The organism is Shewanella violacea DSS12 (genome assembly GCF_000091325.1).
Classification (GTDB): Bacteria; Pseudomonadota; Gammaproteobacteria; order Enterobacterales; family Shewanellaceae; genus Shewanella; species Shewanella violacea.
Genome location: NC_014012.1, coordinates 3,083,159 through 3,102,718, shown reverse-complemented (window position 1 = coordinate 3,102,718; position 19,560 = coordinate 3,083,159). Strand labels below are relative to the sequence as shown.

20 protein-coding genes are annotated in these 19,560 nt (G+C 45.5%); 10 read left to right on the top strand and 10 right to left on the bottom strand.

The window, feature by feature from the left end:
• Positions 1 to 11: 11 nt before the first annotated feature.
• The 6 genes from SVI_RS12935 to SVI_RS12910 all read left to right on the top strand — a co-directional run bounded on the left by SVI_RS12935 (position 12) and on the right by SVI_RS12910 (position 8,812).
• On the top strand, positions 12 to 719 hold the full coding sequence (locus SVI_RS12935) for a succinate dehydrogenase iron-sulfur subunit (RefSeq protein ID WP_013052007.1): 708 nt from the start codon (positions 12 to 14) through the stop codon (positions 717 to 719).
• 233 nt (positions 720 to 952) lie between these two features.
• The gene (sucA, locus tag SVI_RS12930) at positions 953 to 3,775 is read left to right on the top strand and encodes a 2-oxoglutarate dehydrogenase E1 component (RefSeq protein WP_013052006.1); all 2,823 of its coding nucleotides are present in this window, start codon (positions 953 to 955) and stop codon (positions 3,773 to 3,775) included.
• Between the two features lie 31 nt (positions 3,776 to 3,806).
• On the top strand, positions 3,807 to 4,997 hold the full coding sequence (gene odhB, locus SVI_RS12925) for a 2-oxoglutarate dehydrogenase complex dihydrolipoyllysine-residue succinyltransferase (protein ID WP_013052005.1): 1,191 nt from the start codon (positions 3,807 to 3,809) through the stop codon (positions 4,995 to 4,997).
• A 111-nt stretch (positions 4,998 to 5,108) separates the two neighbouring features.
• Entirely contained in the window at positions 5,109 to 6,275 is a 1,167-nt protein-coding gene (gene sucC / locus SVI_RS12920; protein WP_013052004.1) for an ADP-forming succinate--CoA ligase subunit beta, read from the top strand.
• Positions 6,275 to 7,147 carry a succinate--CoA ligase subunit alpha gene (gene sucD, locus SVI_RS12915; RefSeq protein WP_013052003.1) on the top strand — a complete coding sequence of 291 codons (873 nt, stop codon included), beginning with the start codon at positions 6,275 to 6,277 and terminating at the stop codon, positions 7,145 to 7,147. Before sucC ends, sucD begins: the two co-directional genes overlap by 1 nt.
• 738 nt (positions 7,148 to 7,885) lie before the next feature.
• On the top strand, positions 7,886 to 8,812 hold the full coding sequence (locus SVI_RS12910; protein ID WP_013051999.1) for an AEC family transporter: 927 nt from the start codon (positions 7,886 to 7,888) through the stop codon (positions 8,810 to 8,812).
• Positions 8,813 to 8,858: 46 nt separating this feature from the next.
• Here SVI_RS12910 and SVI_RS12905 read toward each other — a convergent pair whose 3' ends face one another.
• Positions 8,859 to 10,499 (bottom strand): FMN-binding glutamate synthase family protein, encoded by a 1,641-nt coding sequence (locus SVI_RS12905; RefSeq protein ID WP_041419934.1) that lies wholly within the window; start codon positions 10,497 to 10,499, stop codon positions 8,859 to 8,861.
• 167 nt (positions 10,500 to 10,666) lie between these two features.
• Between SVI_RS12905 and SVI_RS12900 the strand changes: the two genes are divergently transcribed.
• Complete coding sequence (locus SVI_RS12900) at positions 10,667 to 11,170, top strand: GNAT family N-acetyltransferase (RefSeq protein ID WP_013051997.1); 504 nt, start codon at positions 10,667 to 10,669, stop codon at positions 11,168 to 11,170.
• 66 nt (positions 11,171 to 11,236) lie between these two features.
• Here the strand turns inward: SVI_RS12900 and fur are convergent, their stop codons facing one another.
• Positions 11,237 to 11,668, bottom strand: a complete 432-nt coding sequence (gene fur / locus SVI_RS12895) for a ferric iron uptake transcriptional regulator (protein ID WP_013051996.1) — start codon at positions 11,666 to 11,668, stop codon at positions 11,237 to 11,239.
• 181 nt (positions 11,669 to 11,849) lie between these two features.
• Between fur and cobB the strand changes: the two genes are divergently transcribed.
• Entirely contained in the window at positions 11,850 to 12,692 is an 843-nt protein-coding gene (cobB, locus tag SVI_RS12890) for a Sir2 family NAD+-dependent deacetylase (RefSeq protein WP_013051995.1), read from the top strand.
• 33 nt (positions 12,693 to 12,725) lie between these two features.
• The gene (locus SVI_RS12885; protein ID WP_013051994.1) at positions 12,726 to 13,217 is read left to right on the top strand and encodes an AAA family ATPase; all 492 of its coding nucleotides are present in this window, start codon (positions 12,726 to 12,728) and stop codon (positions 13,215 to 13,217) included.
• 16 nt (positions 13,218 to 13,233) lie between these two features.
• Here the strand turns inward: SVI_RS12885 and SVI_RS12880 are convergent, their stop codons facing one another.
• From SVI_RS12880 to eco, 8 genes are all read right to left on the bottom strand, one after another.
• Positions 13,234 to 13,749, bottom strand: a complete 516-nt coding sequence (locus SVI_RS12880; protein WP_013051993.1) for a hypothetical protein — start codon at positions 13,747 to 13,749, stop codon at positions 13,234 to 13,236.
• Between the two features lie 105 nt (positions 13,750 to 13,854).
• A complete protein-coding gene (locus SVI_RS12875) occupies positions 13,855 to 14,067 on the bottom strand; it encodes a hypothetical protein (RefSeq protein ID WP_041419933.1) in 213 nt (70 codons plus the stop codon).
• A gap of 123 nt (positions 14,068 to 14,190) precedes the next feature.
• Complete coding sequence (locus SVI_RS12870; protein ID WP_013051991.1) at positions 14,191 to 14,484, bottom strand: S24/S26 family peptidase; 294 nt, start codon at positions 14,482 to 14,484, stop codon at positions 14,191 to 14,193.
• Between the two features lie 30 nt (positions 14,485 to 14,514).
• Complete coding sequence (gene sodN, locus SVI_RS12865) at positions 14,515 to 15,015, bottom strand: superoxide dismutase, Ni (RefSeq protein ID WP_041419932.1); 501 nt, start codon at positions 15,013 to 15,015, stop codon at positions 14,515 to 14,517.
• Positions 15,016 to 15,024: 9 nt separating this feature from the next.
• The gene (locus tag SVI_RS12860; protein ID WP_013051989.1) at positions 15,025 to 15,231 is read right to left on the bottom strand and encodes a hypothetical protein; all 207 of its coding nucleotides are present in this window, start codon (positions 15,229 to 15,231) and stop codon (positions 15,025 to 15,027) included.
• 49 nt (positions 15,232 to 15,280) lie between these two features.
• Positions 15,281 to 15,685 (bottom strand): hypothetical protein, encoded by a 405-nt coding sequence (locus SVI_RS12855; protein ID WP_041419931.1) that lies wholly within the window; start codon positions 15,683 to 15,685, stop codon positions 15,281 to 15,283.
• 165 nt (positions 15,686 to 15,850) lie between these two features.
• Entirely contained in the window at positions 15,851 to 16,255 is a 405-nt protein-coding gene (locus SVI_RS12850; RefSeq protein ID WP_013051987.1) for a DUF1801 domain-containing protein, read from the bottom strand.
• A 218-nt stretch (positions 16,256 to 16,473) separates the two neighbouring features.
• Entirely contained in the window at positions 16,474 to 17,064 is a 591-nt protein-coding gene (gene eco / locus SVI_RS12845) for a serine protease inhibitor ecotin (RefSeq protein WP_049791097.1), read from the bottom strand.
• A gap of 276 nt (positions 17,065 to 17,340) precedes the next feature.
• Between eco and SVI_RS12840 the strand changes: the two genes are divergently transcribed.
• Positions 17,341 to 19,545: a molybdopterin oxidoreductase family protein gene (locus SVI_RS12840; RefSeq protein WP_041419930.1), complete on the top strand. Its 2,205-nt coding sequence runs from the start codon at positions 17,341 to 17,343 to the stop codon at positions 19,543 to 19,545.
• Positions 19,546 to 19,560: the final 15 nt, after the last annotated feature.

Genomic DNA, 19,560 nt, shown 5'->3' with positions numbered 1-19,560 from the left:
GAGATACAGAGATGAATTTGAATATCGCAGTTTATCGCTATAATCCCGATGTAGACGCTAAGCCGTATATGAAGGATTACACATTAGACGTTGCTGAAGGTACCGATATGATGGTCCTTGATGCACTGATATTGTTGAAAGAGCAAGATCCTACTTTGGCATTTCGTCGTTCATGTCGTGAAGGTGTTTGTGGCTCAGATGGCCTAAACATGAATGGCAAGAACGGTCTGGCCTGTATCACGCCAGTTTCTACCTTCAAGGGTAAGAAAATCGAGATTAGACCACTGCCTGGAATGCCAGTTGTTCGTGACATAATTGTAGACCTGTCTCAGTTCTACACTCAGTATGAGAAGATCAAGCCCTATCTGATTAACGATGAGAAAACGCCTGCGCGTGAACATCTGCAATCACCTGAGGAACGTGAACACTTAGATGGTTTATATGAGTGTATTATGTGTGCTTGTTGTTCTACCGCTTGTCCATCTTTTTGGTGGAACCCTGATAAGTTCATCGGTCCAAGCGGCTTGTTACATGCCTATCGCTTCCTAATCGATAGCCGTGACACAGCAACCGAAGAGCGTTTATCGGAGCTCGATGACGCCTACAGCGTATTCCGCTGCCATGGCATCATGAACTGCGTGGATGTATGTCCTAAGGGACTCAATCCGACTAAGGCAATTGGACACATTAAGTCCATGTTGCTGAAGAGAGCAGTGTAAATGCAGGACAAAGAGCTAATAGTAATAATTAGATAGCTCGAATTGAGCCACTTCTCTGTGGAAAAGTGGCTCTTTGTGTAACGGAACTACAAAATGCCGTGAAATCTGGAACATTAGAATTTCTAGGGCGGCAAGAACTGTGTACCTCTCGTCACTCTACACTTGTATCTTCGACGAAGGGTGCATCTAAAAACTTCGGCTAAAAACGTGTATAAAGTTTGAAAGGAATAGAAATGCACCAAGGCATCATGAAAGCCTGGCTCGAATCATCACACCTTAACGGTGCTAATTCGACCTATGTAGAAGAGATGTATGAAGCCTATCAAGAAGACCCTCAGTCTGTTTCCGAAGACTGGCAAGTGGTGTTTGATAACCTCCCTCATGCCAATGGCGCATCGGCTGATGTACCCGAAGCTGCCCACTCTAAAGTACGTGATTATTTTCGTAGTTTAGCGCTCGAAGGAAGTCATAAGGGTTCGGCCCGTGTGACAGATCCTGAAGTTGACGCTAAGCAAGTTAAAGTCTTGCAGATGATCAATGCTCATCGATTCCGTGGCCACCAGAATGCAAATCTCGACCCTCTGGAACTGTGGAAGCGTGACAAGGTTTCTGAACTTGACCCAGCCTTCCATGGCTTAACAAGCGAAGATATGCAGCGTGAATTCAATACAGGTTCATTTGCTCATGGTGGCGAAACCATGAAGCTGGTGGATCTTATTAGCGCATTGAAGACCACATATTGTGGTTCTATCGGTGCCGAATACATGCACATGATAGATACTGACGAGAAGCGCTGGATTCAGCAGAGGTTAGAACCTTCTTTAGGTAGAGCTAATTACGACAAAACCGCTAAGACCCGTATTCTTCGAGGCCTGAACGCCGCAGAAGGTATGGAGAAATACTTAGGGGCCAAATTCCCAGGGGCAAAACGTTTCTCTCTCGAAGGTGGCGATGCTCTAGTTCCTATGATGCGCGAGATCATCTATCGCGCGGGCGAAGCCGGCACCAAAGAGGTCGTCGTGGGCATGGCTCACCGCGGTCGTCTGAACTTACTGGTTAATATCTTAGGTAAGAAACCTGCAGAGTTGTTTGATGAATTCGCCGGTAAGCATAGCGATGCACTGAACGGTTCGGGTGATGTTAAGTATCACCAAGGTTTCTCCTCCGATTTTAAGACGCCTGGTGGCAATGTTCATCTAGCCCTTGCGTTTAACCCATCACACCTAGAGATCGTTAACCCAGTTGTTATGGGCTCGGTACGTGCACGTCTAGATCGACGTGGTTGTGATGATGGCCTAGAAGTCTTGCCTATTACCATTCATGGTGATTCGGCGATTACGGGTCAGGGCATAGTTCAAGAGACATTCAACATGTCTCAGACTCGCGGCTTCAAGGTCGGTGGTAGCATACGTCTGGTGATTAATAATCAGGTAGGTTTCACCACCTCGAATCAAGACGATATACGCTCAACTGAATATTGTACCGATATTGCTAAGATGGTACAGGCGCCGATTTTCCACGTTAATGCCGATGATCCAGAGGCTGTGGTCTTCATCTCTCAGTTAGCTGTCGACTATCGTAACGAATTTAAGCGTGATGTAGTTATCGATCTGGTGTGTTATCGCCGTCATGGTCATAACGAAGCCGATGAGCCGAGTGCGACTCAGCCGCTGATGTATGCCAAGATCAAGAAGCATCCTACGCCGCGTAAGATTTATGCCGATAAGCTGATTGCCGAGAATACCTTGGCCGCCGATGAAGTCACTGGGATGATCAACGATTATCGCGATGCCTTAGATCACGGTGATTGCGTGGTGGATGAATGGCGTCCTATGACACTGCATTCTGTCGACTGGTCACCTTACATCAACAGAGAGTGGGATGAAGAGTATCCGGCTCAGATGTCGATGGATCGTATTCAGAACCTTGCTAATAAGATCAGTTACGTGCCTGAATCTCACAAGTTGCAATCTCGAGTGGCTAAGATCTATAAAGATCGCACCCTGATGGCAAAAGGTGAGAAGTTGCTCGATTGGGGCTTCGCCGAGACTTTGGCTTACGCGTCGATTCTCGAAGACAAGAAACGTATCCGTATCACAGGTCAGGACTCGGGTCGTGGAACCTTCTTCCATCGCCATGCAGTACTGCACAATCAAAATGATGCATCGGCTTATATGCCGTTACGTAACATATCTGATGATCAAGGCCCGATTGATCTAACCGATTCTGTTTTATCAGAAGCCTCTGTACTGGCGTTCGAATACGGTTACGCCACGGCGGAGCCGGGTGGATTGACCCTATGGGAAGCTCAATTTGGTGATTTTGCCAACTGTGCCCAAGTGGTTATCGATCAGTTCCTCTCGTCTGGTGAGCAGAAGTGGGGCCGTTTGTGTGGTCTGACTATGTTGCTGCCACACGGTTATGAAGGACAAGGACCTGAACATTCCAGTGCTCGTCTGGAGCGTTTCCTGCAATTATGTGCCAACCACAATATGCAGGTCTGCGTACCATCGACACCGGCTCAGGTTTATCATATGCTCAGACGTCAGGTTGTACGTCCTATGCGTCGTCCTTTGATCGTGATGTCTCCTAAATCTTTGCTGCGTCATCCCTTAGCTGTTTCTACCATGGAAGAGCTGGCACAGGGTACATTCCAGAATGTTATCCCTGAGATGGACAGCCTAGATAGCAACAAGGTAGATCGCGTGGTCTTCTGTAGTGGTAAGGTTTATTTCGAACTACTAGAGAGACGTCGTAAAGAGAATATTACTAATGTCGCCCTTATCCGTGTGGAGCAGCTTTATCCGTTCCCTCGTGAAGAGATGTTAGAGACATTAGCGCAATACCAGCATGTCAAAGATTTTGTCTGGTGTCAGGAAGAGCCGCAAAACCAGGGCGCCTGGTACTGTAGTCAGCATCATTTCTGGGGAGCAATCCCAGCTGGTGCAGAGTTAACCTATGCCGGTCGTGAAGCATCAGCTGCACCTGCATGTGGTTATCCTACATTGCATGCTCAGCAGCAAGACTCTTTGATCAAGACAGCATTAAAACTGTAGTAACAGACAATTATAAAAAGGATAGCTCATAATGAGTATCGAAATTAAGGTACCCGTACTGCCAGAATCTGTTGCCGATGCGACCATTGCCACTTGGCATGTGAAAGCTGGCGAACAAGTCACTCGAGATCAGAACCTCGTCGATATCGAGACTGATAAAGTTGTACTCGAAGTGGTTGCACCTGAAGATGGTTCAATCGCTGAGTTTTTGGCTGAAGAGGGCGACACTGTTTTGGGTGAAGCCGTTATTGCCAAGTTTATCGCTGGTGTAGTTGCCGGTCAGGAAGTGACTAAGGCCGAAGCTGAAGCCGTAACGCCTGAAGCGACAGATGAGTCAAATGATGCACTAAGCCCATCGGTTCGTCGTCTTATCGCCGAACATAACCTGGATGCCACTAAACTTAAAGGCACAGGCGTTGGCGGACGTATCACTAAGGAAGATGTTGAAGCCTTCGTTAAAAGTGCAAAAGCGACACCGGCTCCAGTGGCCAGTGCTCCTGCTGCCGTAGCGCCTCTGGCTGAACGAAGCGAGAAGCGTGTGCCTATGTCACGCCTACGCAAGACGATTGCTAGACGTCTTCTGGAAGCTAAAAACTCTACCGCTATGCTGACTACGTTTAACGAAGTCAACATGCAGCCTATTAAAGATATCCGTAAGCAGTATCAGGAAGTCTTCGAGAAGCGTCATGGCGTGCGTCTAGGTTTCATGTCTTTCTACATCAAGGCCGTGACCGAAGCACTGAAGCGCTTCCCTGAAGTTAATGCCTCTATCGATGGCGATGACATCGTTTATCACAATTATTTCGATATCAGTATTGCGGTTTCTACTCCTCGTGGTCTGGTTACGCCGATATTGCGTGATACCGACACCATGAGCCTTGCCGATATCGAGCGTAATGTACGTGCATTGGCGATCAAGGGCCGTGACGGCAAACTAACCGTTGAAGATATGACGGGTGGTAACTTCACCATCACTAACGGTGGTGTGTTCGGTTCATTGATGTCTACACCAATTTTGAACCTGCCACAGAGCGCGATCTTGGGCATGCATGCCATCAAGGATCGTCCAATGGCAGTCAATGGTCAGGTTGAAATCCTACCCATGATGTACCTAGCACTTTCTTACGACCACCGTATTATCGATGGTCGTGAGTCAGTTGGCTTCTTGGTTGCCATTAAGGACTTCCTCGAAGATCCAACTCGTCTACTGTTAGATTTATAAAAAGTTGCAGTGACACCATACCAGTCACGTCCTAGGGCGCGATTGGTATTACCCTCGTACTGGCCCTAAAGAGCCAGTTAAATTTGATTTGAAGTATATGGATAGATCATCATGAATTTGCATGAGTATCAGGCAAAAGCTCTTTTTGCCGAATATGGTTTACCAGTGTCAGAAGGTTTTGCATGTGATACAGCTCAAGAAGCTGTAGAAGCTGCTGGCCATATTGGCGGTGATATGTGGGTTGTTAAGTGTCAAGTACACGCAGGCGGCCGTGGTAAAGCGGGTGGCGTTAAAGTTACTGGTTCTAAAGACGAGATCAGAGCGTTTGCCGAACATTGGTTAGGTAAAAATCTGGTGACTTACCAGACAGATGCGAAGGGTCAGCCAGTAGCTAAAATTTTAGTAGAAAGCTGCACCGATATCGCCAACGAATTGTACCTAGGTGCCGTTGTCGATCGTGCTTCACGTCGTGTGGTATTCATGGCTTCTACCGAAGGTGGTGTGGATATTGAGACTGTGGCTGAAAATACGCCTGAGTTGATCCACAAGGCCATCATAGATCCATTGACAGGTCCTCAGCCATTCCAGGCACGTGATCTTGGCTTCAAGTTGGGTCTAAACCCGACTCAGATGAAGCAGTTCACTAAAGTCTTCATGGGCTTAGCTAAGATGTTCGAAGACCATGATTTCGCACTTCTAGAGATTAACCCGCTAGTTATTACCACCGAAGGCAACATTCACTGTCTCGACGGTAAAATTGGCATCGATGGTAACGCTTTGTACCGTCAGCCTAAAATCCGTGACATGCACGATCCATCACAAGATGATGCTCGTGAAGCACATGCTGCTAAGTTCGAGCTTAACTATGTAGCACTAGACGGAAACGTCGGCTGTATGGTTAACGGCGCGGGTCTTGCTATGGGAACTATGGATATAGTTAACCTACACGGCGGCAATCCAGCTAACTTCCTTGATGTTGGCGGCGGAGCGACTAAAGAGCGCGTTGCTGAAGCGTTCAAGATCATCCTATCTGACGATAACGTTAAAGCAGTATTGGTTAACATCTTCGGTGGTATCGTGCGTTGTGACATGATAGCTGAAGGTATTATCGGTGCGGTTAAAGAGGTCGGTGTAACCGTTCCTGTTGTTGTTCGTCTTGAAGGTACTAACGCAGAGCTTGGCCGTGAAGTTTTGGCTGGTTCAGATCTCGATATCATCGCTGCCACGAGTCTTACAGACGCGGCTCAGCAAGTTGTTAAAGCTGCGGAGGGCAAATAATGTCTGTCTTAATCAATAAAGATACTAAAGTTATCTGTCAGGGCTTTACCGGCGGTCAAGGTACATTCCACTCTGAGCAAGCTATCGATTACGGTACTCAGATGGTTGGTGGTGTTTCACCAGGAAAAGGCGGTAAAGTTCATCTTGGTCTGCCAGTATTTAACACAGTTAAAGAAGCAGTAGCTCAAACTGGCGCAACAGCATCAGTTATCTATGTACCAGCTCCTTTCTGTAAAGATGCCATTCTTGAAGCTATCGACGGTGGCATTGAGCTTATCGTTTGTATTACCGAAGGCATCCCGACTCTGGATATGCTTCAGGTTAAAGTTAAGCTTGAAGAGACTGGCGTGCGTATGATCGGTCCTAACTGTCCAGGTGTTATCACTCCTGGTGAGTGTAAGATTGGTATCATGCCTGGTCACATCCACAAGCCGGGTAAAGTCGGTATCGTTTCTCGTTCAGGTACTCTGACTTATGAAGCGGTTAAGCAGACTACCGATGAAGGTTTCGGTCAGTCTACTTGTGTTGGTATCGGTGGCGATCCAATTCCTGGTACTAACTTCATCGACGTTCTTGAGTTATTCCAGAACGATCCACAGACCGAAGCGATTGTTATGATTGGTGAAATTGGTGGTACTGCTGAAGAAGAAGCAGCTGAGTACATTAAGGCTCACGTGACTAAACCTGTTGTTTCATACATTGCCGGTGTTACTGCACCTGAAGGCAAGCGTATGGGTCATGCTGGCGCAATCATCGCTGGTGGTAAAGGTACTGCTGAAGATAAGTTTGCCGCTCTTGAAGCTGCAGGCGTAACTACAGTTCGTTCACTTGCCGATATCGGTAAAGCACTACGTACTAGAACTGGTTGGTAATTAGCCATTCCAGTTTTAAAAGGCGCCTCTGGCGCCTTTTTTGTTATTTGTAATTCAACAAACAACGTTTAATTTTCTGAGCTTCTTTGAGTTAACCATGTTTATCGTTTCTATTATTTTCCCGCTAATTTTCATGGTCGGTTTGGACTAGTTGCTGACTCACATCAAATACTTAAGTCTTGAACTTATAGCTGGAGTCATAGATAAGTTCGCCTCAGGTATAGATACTTTTCATTTTCAGGAAGCTTTGAGTTAATTATGTTTATCGTTTCTATTATTTTCCCGCTAATCTTCATAGTGGTCTGGGCTAGTTGCTGAATAATATCAAACACTTAAGTCTTGAACTTATATCTGGAGTCATAGATAAGTTCGCCTCAGGTATAGATACTTTTCATTTTCAGGAAGCTTTGAGTTAATTATGTTTATCGTTTCTATTATTTTCCCGCTAATCTTCATAGTGGTCTGGGCTAGTTGCTGACTCATATCAAATGCTTAAGCCGTGAGCTTATAGCTGGAGTCATAGATAAGTTCGCTTCAGGTATAGATACTTTTCATTTTCAGGAAGCTTTGAGTTAATTATGTTTATCGTTTCTATTATTTTCCCGCTAATCTTCATAGTGGTCAGGGCTAGTTGCTGACTCATATCAGATGCTTAAGCCGTGAGCTTATAGCTGGAGTCATAGATAAGTTCGCCTCAGGTATAGATACTTTTCATTTTCAGGAAGCTTTGAGTTAATTATGTTTATCGTTTCTATTATTTTTCCACTAATTTTCATGGTCGGCCTTGGCTACTTGCTGACTCATATCAAATACTTAAGCCGTGAGCATATTGCTGGTATTGGAAAGTTCGCCTTTAACATCAGCATTCCCGCCTTCTTGTTCCTGAATATGTATAAAGCGCCCTTAGAGCAGAGTCTGAATATTACCGAGCTGATGGCATTTTATCTGCCTGTTCTTGCTGTGTATGGGATAGGTTTTCTGGCGTGTAAACTCTTTCGTCGCGGTAATGATAAGGTTCAGGCTCATAGTGCTGTGTACGCCTTAGGCTGTAGTTATTCCAACACTATTCTAGTGGGTCTGCCGATCATCATAGGGGCACTGGGTGAGTCCATGATGGGTAATGTCTTTGTCATCATCACCTTTCACAGTGCGCTCTTGTTTGCTCTGACCTTCTTAATCGCTTCTAAAGGGGCTGGGCAAGGTTTTTCATGGCCAAGTTTCACTCGCTCAATTCTATTTAACCCTGTGGTGATGAGCATCTCTATGGGGATACTCATTAATGCCCTGGGATTTAACTTGCCTGATGAGCTGATGTCCGGACTTAGCCTGCTGGCACAACCGGCCCTCGCCTGCGCCTTGTTTGTGCTGGGGGCTAATTTGAGTTTTTATAGCATCAGTCAAGATTGGAAGTTTTCGGCTTTGGCGTGCGTTATTAAATTACTGGTGCTGCCGGCTCTGGTTTATTTTTTCGGGCATTATGGCTTAGGCATGGTAGGGGATAGCTTGGCGTTAGTGGTGCTGCTCAGCGCATCTCCTTTAGGTGTTAATGCCTATCTCATCGCCACTCAGCTCAAGGTGCAGCAATCAGTATTGGCCAGCACAGTTGTATTATCAACTGTGCTATCTGTGTTTAGTTTCGGTTTCTGGCTGTGGTTCTTGCTATAGGAGAAACTACTTAGTTATTAGTTATTAGTTTCTCGTTTCTCGATGCTTATGCCAGATGCCTGAACTCGGGGGGCTTGAGAAAGAACACATCTTCGGCATAGAATTGCTCGGCTCGGCTGGTATCCCACCAGATCTGCCAGGCATCATCAAGCTGACCGTTTTCAATCAGTGCATTCGACGCTACGGGTTTTATTAAGCTACCCATAGACATGAGTAAGCCGTAGGGGGAACGACGTTTGATCATCTGTGGAAGCAGTTTAGCGGGATCATCTAAACCCATACTACCAACGAGCTCATAAAAACTTTCTAGGGTATTGTGATGGAAGTTTTTAACCCTCAAACTTTTCTGCTGCACATTGATAGCCTTAGCTCTGGCAGGATCTTGAGTGGCGACGCCTGTGGGACACAAGTTGGTGTTACAGTGGCGGGACTGAATACAACCCAGAGCCAACATCATGGTGCGTGCGGCATTAACTGTATCGGCACCTAGGGCAATTTTGGTGAGCAGATCGAAACTCGATGCAGTTTTACCCGAGGCAATGATGCGAATTTTATCTCTTAAGCCTACACCGATTAAGGCGTTGTGAACAAAATAGACGGCCTCGAGACACACCATACCGAGTCGGTTAGTGAACTCAACCGGTGCGGCACCTGTGCCACCTTCGGCGCCATCAACCGTGATGAAGTCTGGCGTTATTCCTGTTTCAATCATGGCTTTGCAGATCCCGAGAAATTCGGCGGGATTACCGATGCAAAGTTTAAAACCTATGGGCTTACCGCCACTGAGCTTCCTTAAACGCGCAACAAAATTCAGTAAGGCTATGGGAGTCGTGCATTCCGGGTTAACCGCCGGGGATACGCAGTCTCTGTCCATGGGAATATGGCGAATAGCAGCAATTTCTTCGGTGATTTTAGCCTTTGGCAGTACGCCGCCGTGGCCAGGTTTTGCGCCTTGACTTAGCTTTATCTCAATCATCTTTATTTGCGGGCGTTTGGCCATGGCTTCGAAAGAGTTTGGGTCAAAATTACCCTCATCATCACGACAACCGAATAATCCTGACCCTATTTGCCAAACAATGTCGCCGCCGTGTTTAAGGTGGTAGGGGCTTGCGCCGCCTTCTCCCGTGTTGTGAAAGCAAGCTGCTTGCTTGGCCCCGAGATTTAAGGCTTCGATAGCATTAGCGCTGAGAGAGCCAAAACTCATGGCCGATATGTTCAAATAAGATGCATCATAGGGTTGAGTACAGTTGGGTCCGCCGAATCTAATGCGCTTCACCTTATGGCTTATTTTCTTGGGTGACAGTGAATGCCACAGGCTAAGATAGTTTTCTTGCAGTAGATCTTGCTGGGTTCCGAAGGCGATAGTGTCACGGACATTCTTGGCTCTCTGGTATACCAAGGACCTCTGCTCTCGATTAAAGGGGCGCTCCTCTGTGTCATTGGCGATGAAATATTGCTGGATCTCGATTCGATAGGATTCGAGGAAATAGCGAAGATAGGCAACTACAGGATAGAGTCTGTTTAAGTTGTGGGAGCTAAACTTGAGATCATAAAATCCGATCACCGTGTAACAGACTGTGAATACTGTCAGTAATATGGAGAGGGGACTGCTTGTATTAAACAAGTAGAGGGCTAACAGGTTACCTAAACTGGCAATGAGCCAATATACCAATTGCATTATTGTCATACTACTTCCTTGCGAATGATGTTTAATCGAGCAAATTCTATACTTTATTATGGGATTATATTGATAAAAAACGAACAGGTATATAAATTGGTACTTAATTAGATTAGCCGCATCAAATTTAATTTTGGTACACAGGTTCAAACATAGGCACTATTTAAAGGGATTATATGATCATTGCTGAAACGGAAAGATTAATTTTACGCCACTTTGAAACCAAGGATATTCAAAGCCTATTTCTGCTTAATAGCATACCTGAGATATTGACTTACATTCCCGGCGCACCTATGACTTCAATCGATCAAGCCGAGAAAATATTTTCAGATGTCATTCTCGTCAGTTATGAAGAGTTTGGCTACGGCCGTTGGGCTGTAGAGCATAAAGCAGATAAAAAAGTGATTGGATTTTGTGGGCCTAAGTATATTACCGAGTTTGAGGAAGTCGAGTTGGGCTACCGTTATCTTCCTGACTATTGGGGCCAAGGTTATGGCTCTGAAGCGGGCAAGTCTGCACTGGAGACGTTTCCAGACTTTGACGTCCATGAAGCCATAGCAATCATATTATTGGGTAATAAAGGGTCGGAAAATCTGGCTATAAAGCTGGGGATGGAACAAAGAAATAGAGATAGTTTCATGGGGCACAAGGTGAATATTTTTCACAAGCATCTCGTATAATTAAAGTGCTAGGCACAAAAAAACCAGCTCGAGGGCTGGTTATTTTTAGGACGAAACTTAAAAGAATTAAGCGTCGTTATGGTCACACTCATCATTAAGACAGACACCATAAAGGTATAGGCTGTGGTTGGTGAGTTTTATGTTGTGCTTCTTGGCAATCGCATCTTGTCGAGTCTCGATCAAATCATCAGAAAACTCGATGACCTTGTTACAAGATAGGCAAACAAGATGATCGTGGTGATGCTTAGTCGCTAATTCGAATACAGCTTTACCGCTTTCGAAGTGGTGACGTGTGACTATACCAGCATCATCGAATTGGTTGAGTACACGATACACTGTGGCTAAACCGATCTCTTCACCTATTTCGAGTAATCTTTTATACAGATTTTCTGCACTGATGTGTTGGTTTTCGGGTCCTTGCATCAGTTCTAGGATCTTGACTCGTGGTAAAGTGACTTTCAAACCCGCTTTTTTTAGCGCTTGATTTCCATCTGTCATTACTAATCTCTTGATTGCAGAACCATCAGCTTAACGATCGGTTCAATAGTGGATACTAATATCCATTATAGAGGTAAATTTAAAAACTTAAACCTCTGAAGGTCTTTATCTTAGCTTTATAAAAATATATGCAATAAATGGCTTAAAATCAGAGAAAAAGTATGCGTATTGAGCTTACTTTTTGTATTGTTATTATCGTATTACTACTAATTTCATAATATTGTGTATTAGATATTCTCGTCAGGATTATCAGGTTATATTCAATAAGAACAAGCAGAGTATGGAAGGGACTAAGATGTATCGCCAGATAGTGATTTTAACAGGTGCTGGAATTTCAGCAGAATCAGGAATAAAAACCTTCAGAGATCAGGATGGTTTATGGGAAGCACATAAGATCCAAGATGTTGCGACGCCGGAAGGTTATGCACGAGATCCTGAACTCGTGGAGGGATTCTATAATACTCGTTGGAGTCAGCTCCACAGCGGAGATGTGGAGGCGAATGCTGGACATGATGCCTTGGCGCGCCTCGAGAGAGAGTTTGATGGTGACTTCTTGTTAGTGACTCAAAATATTGATGATCTGCATGAACGGGCGGGATCACGTCGTTTATTACATATGCATGGTGAGTTATCGAAAGGACGTTGCCCGCGCTCCGGCCAAACCTTTTTGCTTAAAGACCCATTTGGACCCGAACACACATGTACCTGCTGTATCCCGGCCCAGAGACTCAGGCCTGATGTAGTCTGGTTCGGTGAGATCCCCATAGGCCTGGACCGTATTCAAGATGCATTAGACACTTGTGATCTGTTTATTGCCATTGGCACTTCTGGTACCGTTTATCCGGCCGCTGGTTTTGTGGATATAGCCAATCATCATGGCGCTCAAACCGTTGAGGTTAATCTGGTCGAGGCTGATCGTCATAGCCAATTTCAATTTCACTTACAAGGAAAGGCCAGTGAAATATTGCCAAAGATGGTTGAGCGGATCTTATCCGGCGCAATTATCAATAATGATAGTCAGTGATGCTATGGCACATAAGGTATTGGAGTATGGTACATGGAGGATAACTTGAATAATCTTCAAGCTAAACAGACACCAAGACTGGATAGGTTAGCGATAATTATGCGCGGTCTTCCCGGCAGTGGTAAGTCTCGTTGGGTCGATGAATTCATTGGTAGTCAAACACTCGAAGTCGCCATGAACATTCGGGGCAAGGGATACTTTTCGACGGATACTTTGTTCTATGTGGGAGATGAGTACAGGTTCGAAGCTAAACGCTTGTCCGAGTATCATCAACGCAACCTAAGCGGGTTTATTCATGCACTGTCTGTATCTCAGCCTTTAGTTATTTGTGATAATACGAATATGGCTACTTGGGAATTCATGGCTTATGAAGCCGCGGCGAAGGCCTTGGGCTATCAGGTTCGCATGGTGTTAATTGGTGACCCTCAAGACCCAGAACATCAGGTCCTGTGCGCCAAGCGCAATAATCATAATGTACCGTTAGCCCAGATACAGAGAATGGCCAAACAGTTCGAAGCGTTTTAATTTTTATAGGGCTGAATTAGCGACTAATTTGGGTTGTTAGAGATAGTTTACATGGGGGGCAGGTGCTGGTTATGTCTGTGCTTGTCATCGCGATAATGTCCTGGGCCCAGAAAATGCCTCGAATGGACATAGCCAAAATTAACATCAACAATATGAGTAAGATTGTAGGCTTAATTTTTGCTTTTGCGCCATACATGTAGCGGGTGGGTTTAAAGACCTTTTCATTGGGAAGGGGATTTTGCGCAGATCCGTTAGGTGAGAGTATGATTTGAAGCGTTCTCGGGCCTTCAATGAGTAAAATGATGCAAACGAGTGAAACTGGCAGGCCGACAAACAGTCCGTAAAACACGAGTTCATTGCCAGCCCAGCCCGCATATTGATAACAATGTGCCTGGGTAATATAGACGCTAAACCAAGGTAAGAAATAGTGTTGGGTGACAAAAAGCAGAGGTAACGCCCAAGCGATATGCATGAGTAGCAAGCTTAGCTTCTCTTTCTTGGTGTATTCTGGGGCGAATTCGCCTTTAGTCAAATCTTAGCCATCCTTATTTCTTCTTTCTGTTAGCTTTCTTTGTCAGTTCTATACTCTAGTTTTATATTCTAGTTTTACGCTCTAGCGCTATTATTGTAGTCAATATTAGTCGGTATGTTGCGACCGTAAATGGATTAAAAATTCCTGCTCTAGACTGATGATTAATTGGCGGGAGTTTTCATCGTTCAAGTTTAATGCCACCCAGCCATCTGTGCCCATGAATTCGATAGCAGATATCTCCAGTGTCTGAGCCTCGTGGCCGCTCAGCCTGAAAATACCTTTGGAGGTGTGTATTCTGCTGATATGAAATGCTGTCATGGCTTAACGTTAACAAATTGCATCTTAGGTGACAATTGATGATTCTAGATGAGGTTTTTAACTTGCCAGTATCTTTGAATGACAAATCCCAGCGGGTTAATGGCTAGGCTGTGAGTTGTCATCTCAGGCCGAGATGATAAGTGTGACCTTACCTATGACTCGGCCACTCCTTATGGGCCCCATCCCTTGACTGGATATACTGGTATTATTTTCGCCTTTGAACCAGAGGTTACCCGCGCTGTCTATTTTTACCAGAGTCTTGATCAGTTCACCGAGTCTGGGGTGATCGAAAAGGTATATTTCGCCTACCTTTAAACGCGTACGATGAAAGGCGCTCATGCAGAGAACGAAGCTGCCGGCAGGAATACGTGGCTGCATACTGGCTCCGGCAACACGGTATAGATTGATCCCAAACATGAGCGATCCTTAAGCTAACAATGTATTTAGCTATGTTAATTGTGGGTAAATCAAGGTCTGTGCAGGTGGATAAGGGCAGGTGGCCTGATAAGTCTTAATTCCTTTGGTTTCCCAGAATATCTCAGCGAAGCGATTGACCTTGTCCAGCAGTAGCAGGGTCGCATCACGATCTATATGCTGCTTGGCTTTGGATGCCGCCAGCATGATGCTGTGACTTAGCTCATGGATCTCTGGAAATTGATCTAACTGAGGTTGCTTGATGTAGTCGCCCCAGATCACAGTGATCTCATCTTTTACCTTGTGGCCATGGACTTCCTTTTCGGCCACTAAACGGCCGAATTGGGCTTGTTCATTGGCCGTCAGAGACGGTTTAGCATTGAGCTCTTCGAGTAAGTCGACCATGCGGATCATGGTCAATACTGCCAGCTGAGCCGTGATGGGGTCGTAAATCTTGCATGGAATATCGCAGTGGGCCGAGGCTCGCTTAAAAGGGGCTTTATTGTCGATTTTATTCAATAAGTTATAAAACATGTTCGCCCCTTATTTACTGTCTGATTGAGTTGCGGATTTCTTGCGACGGTACATGGTGATGGCGAGTCCTAGGGCTGCTACGGCAGGCAAAATCCACAGCAAGTGAATCATAGACGACGACCAATGAGCATGATCATGTCCTGCATGTGCTAAGGCCGCTGGGGCGATAAGCAGACTAGATACTAAGGTGAGTGCTGCTGTAAGTTTTTGCTTCATGGATACTAGACCTTATCTATTTAGTGGATGGTTTGAGGCATGGTCACAATTAGTGAATGACCGGAGCCAAAGCATTCATATCGATACATTTCGACTCTTGTAATAGTTTCTTCTGATACAGGTATAACTCTTTGCAACTGAGTTTCAATCCGTGGAGGATTGCAACATAGATGGGTTCATTATCTGCTTGGGTGATAAGTCGATTTTTTAATTGATGGTAAGGGATCATAATATTGCTGAGTTGAGCTTCGGCTTTTCCCTGCCTACCGTAGAGCTCCGACAAGTTATGATAACTGGCCAACCAGGCCATCATGATCTGCTCATCGTTGGCATGTTCGCTATAGAGGTAATTAATCCTCGACACTGCTACCAAATATTGATGCTCAGCATCTTGCCAATTGCCAGCCTGAAAAGCTTGGTTTGCTTCATAAATCAGTTGTCGCCATGTATCCATCCCCTTACTCCTTCAATATCCAAAACCCTTAACGCAAATAAGAATCAATCTCATTATGCTTATGGAAAGGGATTTGTAAAGGTCGTTATAATGGATAAGTCTAATATTTACATTTGTTACATAGTGATATGAGGGGGAGGGATAAAAGAGTTTAGCTTGCTCCTGTCAGGCACCCAATAGGGGCAGATGTTTAATTGAGTGGTATTTCAGTGCCAATGAGAGGCAATGTTTGAGCTGTGTCATGGGTATGATATCTGATGTTGAAAATACCATGGCTCGATTGCCTTCGTAGGTGAAGGTATTGCCGTAGAGTGCTTTGAAGGTCTCAATTAAGCAGGTTTTACAATTGAAATAGATACGGTACTGCTTGGGGCTTGCCGCTTTCCAGTCGAACCGTATGGTACTGCCATGTTTGACAATATAGCTAGGTTCTCCCCACTTTAACGCTTCTTCGACCTTTCCATCCTCTATCTCAGCTGCTAACTCCAAGATGGTTCGCCTTAATCCCATTAAAATTTGTGCTACGTCGGCAGGATAAGCATCGAATTTCAGCTTAATTTGTTTGTTCATAGCTGCGGCTCTGTTCGTTGCTATCTGTGTCTATAGTATGGTCGAACACTGGATTTCAATAACATATTATTCTCAGCATTGGGAATAAATGAGCAAGTTATCAGACCTGGACTAATGAATTTAAATAACTCTTCTCCAAGAGAAAGGTGCCAAGAGAAAGGTGGCAAGAATATGTGAAAGGTAAATGCCAGTTTTAGCTGGCATTTACCTATTTGTAATTATTCACTCATTAGCTTAGAGGTGTTGAACTGACTCTCAACAGTCCAGATCCTGTATCTTAATTCACTGCCTTTTGGTAGGTAAAACACCTTAGCCAGACGACTGTCATACTTGATTTTCAGATCGGCTCTTATTGACACGAATGCCTCTTTTTTGGCTTGCTTAAAACACGCCATCATGGTCGTTGGCCCTTGCGTGATCGAATCAACTTGATAATAGCTATATCCCCAACCTTTAACCGACTCTTGCTTCAAGTCGCCGGACAAGCTTGTGCCATTACAGTCCACCATCTGAGTTTGGCCTATCAGTATTTCGACCATGTAATTCGACTCATCATCTAGCTTAGGCAGAGTGAGTATATGTTGCACCATGCCAGCTTCTGGTGCCGGAAACATCTTGGTCGCTTCTTGGGCTTGGTAATTTGATGAAGAGAAGGCTTGAGATGTGATTATATTTTGGTTATGTCCACTAGGATGCCCCGGGGTGGTGGCCGATGCATTAAAAGATAATAGTGACACGGCTAAGATACTTGCTGCTGAAAATGTGATGGTCAATGCTTTCTTAGTGGTGCTAAGTGTCGATGAATTCATAAAATCTCCAAAGATAAAAAATGGCTGTTTCTGTTTCAGATCTCCCTTATAAACGACCTGAAAGTGAAAAGGGGTTAACTATTTTAATTTATTTTAAAACCAGAAGTGCACCACTTTAAAGCGAAAGCACTGATCTTGAGCATGTCACAAATCGAGGGTGTTAATAACCTACTGTTTAATATGATTAAAATCTATGGCACGGCTAGTGCATTACTCTAGTAAAGCTTAGATAAAGCTTAACTAAAAATAGAATCTATTGAATGTGGGGCGAATTTTATGCTGTTTGGTCGTAAAAAAAGAAAGCCTATCGTGATACCCAGCAAGAAAGTTGCACAGTGGAAGTACACCACCTGTAACTACTGCTCTACGGGTTGCTCCATCGAAATAGGCTTAAACGAGCAGAACAAGATTGTTACCACCCGTGGCCATGCTGGCGCCGATGTGAATCGGGGAAAACTCTGCATCAAGGGGATCTTAGAGCACGAGTTGTTCGAGAGTCCGGGCAGGGGAACCGAGCCTCTTATAAGAGACAAGCATTTCGAAGACTTTAAGCCTACCTCCTGGGATCATGCCCTGGATACCACGGCCGATAAAATCAAAGAAATTCAAGCCAAGTATGGCCGTGATTCTTTTGCCATCGTCTCTTCGGGCCAGCTGTTAACCGAAGAGTTCTACACCTTAGGCAAACTTGCCCGGGGCGTGATAGGCACTAATAACTATGATGGTAACACCACCTTGTGCATGGCATCCGCGGTCAGCGGCTATAAGCGCTCCTTCGGCGCCGATGGTCCGCCGGGCTGTTACGATGACTTCGAGCATACCCACTGTCTGATGGCTTTTGGCTCCAACCTTCCCGAGCAGCATCCAATCATCTATTGGCGTCTGAAAGAGGCGCTGGAGAAGCGTCATTTTCCTTTGATTGTGGTGGATCCTCGAGTGACCATGTTGGCGCAATTTGCCGATATCCATCTACCTATCACCCCAGGCACAGATTGTGTACTGATCAACGCCATGCTGCATGTGATCATCAATGAAGGGCTGCAAGATCAGGCCTATATCGACGCCCATACCCAAGGCTTCGAGGCGGTTAAAGCACTGGTGCAGGACTATGATCCTAAGCAAGCCCAACACATTTGCGGCATAGACGAAGATACCATACGTAATGTGGCGAGAATTTATGCTAAGGCACCGACGGCCATGAGCATCTGGACCATGGGGATAAACCAATCTACCCACGGCTCAGATGGTGTCGCCAACATCAATAACCTGAATATGATAACCGGCAATATAGGTAAGCCTGGTGGCACCAGCTTATCGATAACCGGTCAGTGTAATGCCATGGGCACCCGAGAGTGGTCATCTTGCTCGGGCTTACCCGGATATCGTTATCTGGAAAATGAAGCCGACAGAAACGAGATAGCCGATTTTTGGGGCATAGATCCTGAGTTCTTTCCCAAGAAACGCGGTCTGGCCGAGACCGATATTTTTCCAGCCATCGAGACTGGAGAGATAAAAGGCCTGTGGATCGTGGCCACTAATCCCATGACCTCAATGCCCAACACGGCGCGTATCCGTAAGGCGCTGGAGAAGCTGGACTTTCTGGTTATCCAAGACGTCTATAGTGACGTCGAGACTAACCAGTATTCTCATGTGTATCTGCCGGCATCGGTCTGGGCCGAAAAAGAGGGTACCCACACTAACACTGAGCGCAGGGTCAACCTGATCTGTAATGTCTTGCCTCCCTTTAAGAATTCTAAGCCAGATTTTTGGATCTTTAATCAGCTGGCCAAGCGTTTCGATAACGGCCAGATGATCCATTTTCCCGAGACACCGGAAGGGGCGTTCGAAGAGATGAAATACCTGTCTAAGGGCAAGTTGTCCCATGGGGGGCCGCGTCACTTAGATATTTCGGGTATGACCTATGAGAAAATCGAGGCAGCCCGAGGCATTCAGTGGCCATTTAGAGAACAAGATGAAGGTCTCAAAGGCACAGCCAGACTCTACAGCGATGGCCTGTTTCCGACTCAGTCAGGTAAGGCAAATCTGCTGCCCATTAATTTTTATAACAACAACGAGCAGCCCTGTGACGAGTATCCCTTCTGGCTTAATAGCGGCAGGGTGGTGGAGCATTTTCATACCCGTACCCGTACGGGCAAGATAGGTAACTGCAACAAGTTCAGCCCAACGGCGTACATGGAGATGAACCCAGATGCGGCTAAAGAGCTTGGGGTCGAACACCAGAGCTATGTTCGCCTCACGAGTCGTCGCGGCGATGCCGTGGTGATGGTGCAGTTAACCCATAGGGTGCCCCGTAACATGGTGTTTATCCCGTTTCATTACCACGATTGTGTCAACCGTCTCACCTTAGGCTTACTCGATCCCTATTCACGTCAGCCAGCATTTAAGCAGTGCAGCACGCGAATAGAGCCGATCGATCAAGATGAAGCGGCGCGGATCAATGTCAAGCGTCGTGCGTTTTAGGGTTAGGGAATAATT

Bases quoted from the DNA above. Each gene is read 5' to 3' on its own strand.
- SVI_RS12860 (WP_013051989.1), bottom strand. From the start codon at position 15,231: ATGAAGCAAAAACTTACAGCAGCACTCACCTTAGTATCTAGTCTGCTT.
- SVI_RS12850 (WP_013051987.1), bottom strand. From the start codon at position 16,255: ATGAACAAACAAATTAAGCTGAAATTCGATGCTTATCCTGCCGACGTA.
- SVI_RS12870 (WP_013051991.1), bottom strand. From the start codon at position 14,484: ATGTTTGGGATCAATCTATACCGTGTTGCCGGAGCCAGTATGCAGCCA.
- SVI_RS12900 (WP_013051997.1), top strand. From the start codon at position 10,667: ATGATCATTGCTGAAACGGAAAGATTAATTTTACGCCACTTTGAAACC.
- fur (WP_013051996.1), bottom strand. From the start codon at position 11,668: ATGACAGATGGAAATCAAGCGCTAAAAAAAGCGGGTTTGAAAGTCACT.
- sodN (WP_041419932.1), bottom strand. From the start codon at position 15,015: ATGTTTTATAACTTATTGAATAAAATCGACAATAAAGCCCCTTTTAAG.
- SVI_RS12885 (WP_013051994.1), top strand. From the start codon at position 12,726: ATGGAGGATAACTTGAATAATCTTCAAGCTAAACAGACACCAAGACTG.
- odhB (WP_013052005.1), top strand. From the start codon at position 3,807: ATGAGTATCGAAATTAAGGTACCCGTACTGCCAGAATCTGTTGCCGAT.
- eco (WP_049791097.1), bottom strand. From the start codon at position 17,064: ATGAATTCATCGACACTTAGCACCACTAAGAAAGCATTGACCATCACA.
- SVI_RS12910 (WP_013051999.1), top strand. From the start codon at position 7,886: ATGTTTATCGTTTCTATTATTTTTCCACTAATTTTCATGGTCGGCCTT.
- SVI_RS12840 (WP_041419930.1), top strand. From the start codon at position 17,341: ATGCTGTTTGGTCGTAAAAAAAGAAAGCCTATCGTGATACCCAGCAAG.
- SVI_RS12935 (WP_013052007.1), top strand. From the start codon at position 12: ATGAATTTGAATATCGCAGTTTATCGCTATAATCCCGATGTAGACGCT.
- sucD (WP_013052003.1), top strand. From the start codon at position 6,275: ATGTCTGTCTTAATCAATAAAGATACTAAAGTTATCTGTCAGGGCTTT.
- sucC (WP_013052004.1), top strand. From the start codon at position 5,109: ATGAATTTGCATGAGTATCAGGCAAAAGCTCTTTTTGCCGAATATGGT.
- sucA (WP_013052006.1), top strand. From the start codon at position 953: ATGCACCAAGGCATCATGAAAGCCTGGCTCGAATCATCACACCTTAAC.
- SVI_RS12875 (WP_041419933.1), bottom strand. From the start codon at position 14,067: ATGACAGCATTTCATATCAGCAGAATACACACCTCCAAAGGTATTTTC.
- SVI_RS12905 (WP_041419934.1), bottom strand. From the start codon at position 10,499: ATGACAATAATGCAATTGGTATATTGGCTCATTGCCAGTTTAGGTAAC.
- SVI_RS12855 (WP_041419931.1), bottom strand. From the start codon at position 15,685: ATGGATACATGGCGACAACTGATTTATGAAGCAAACCAAGCTTTTCAG.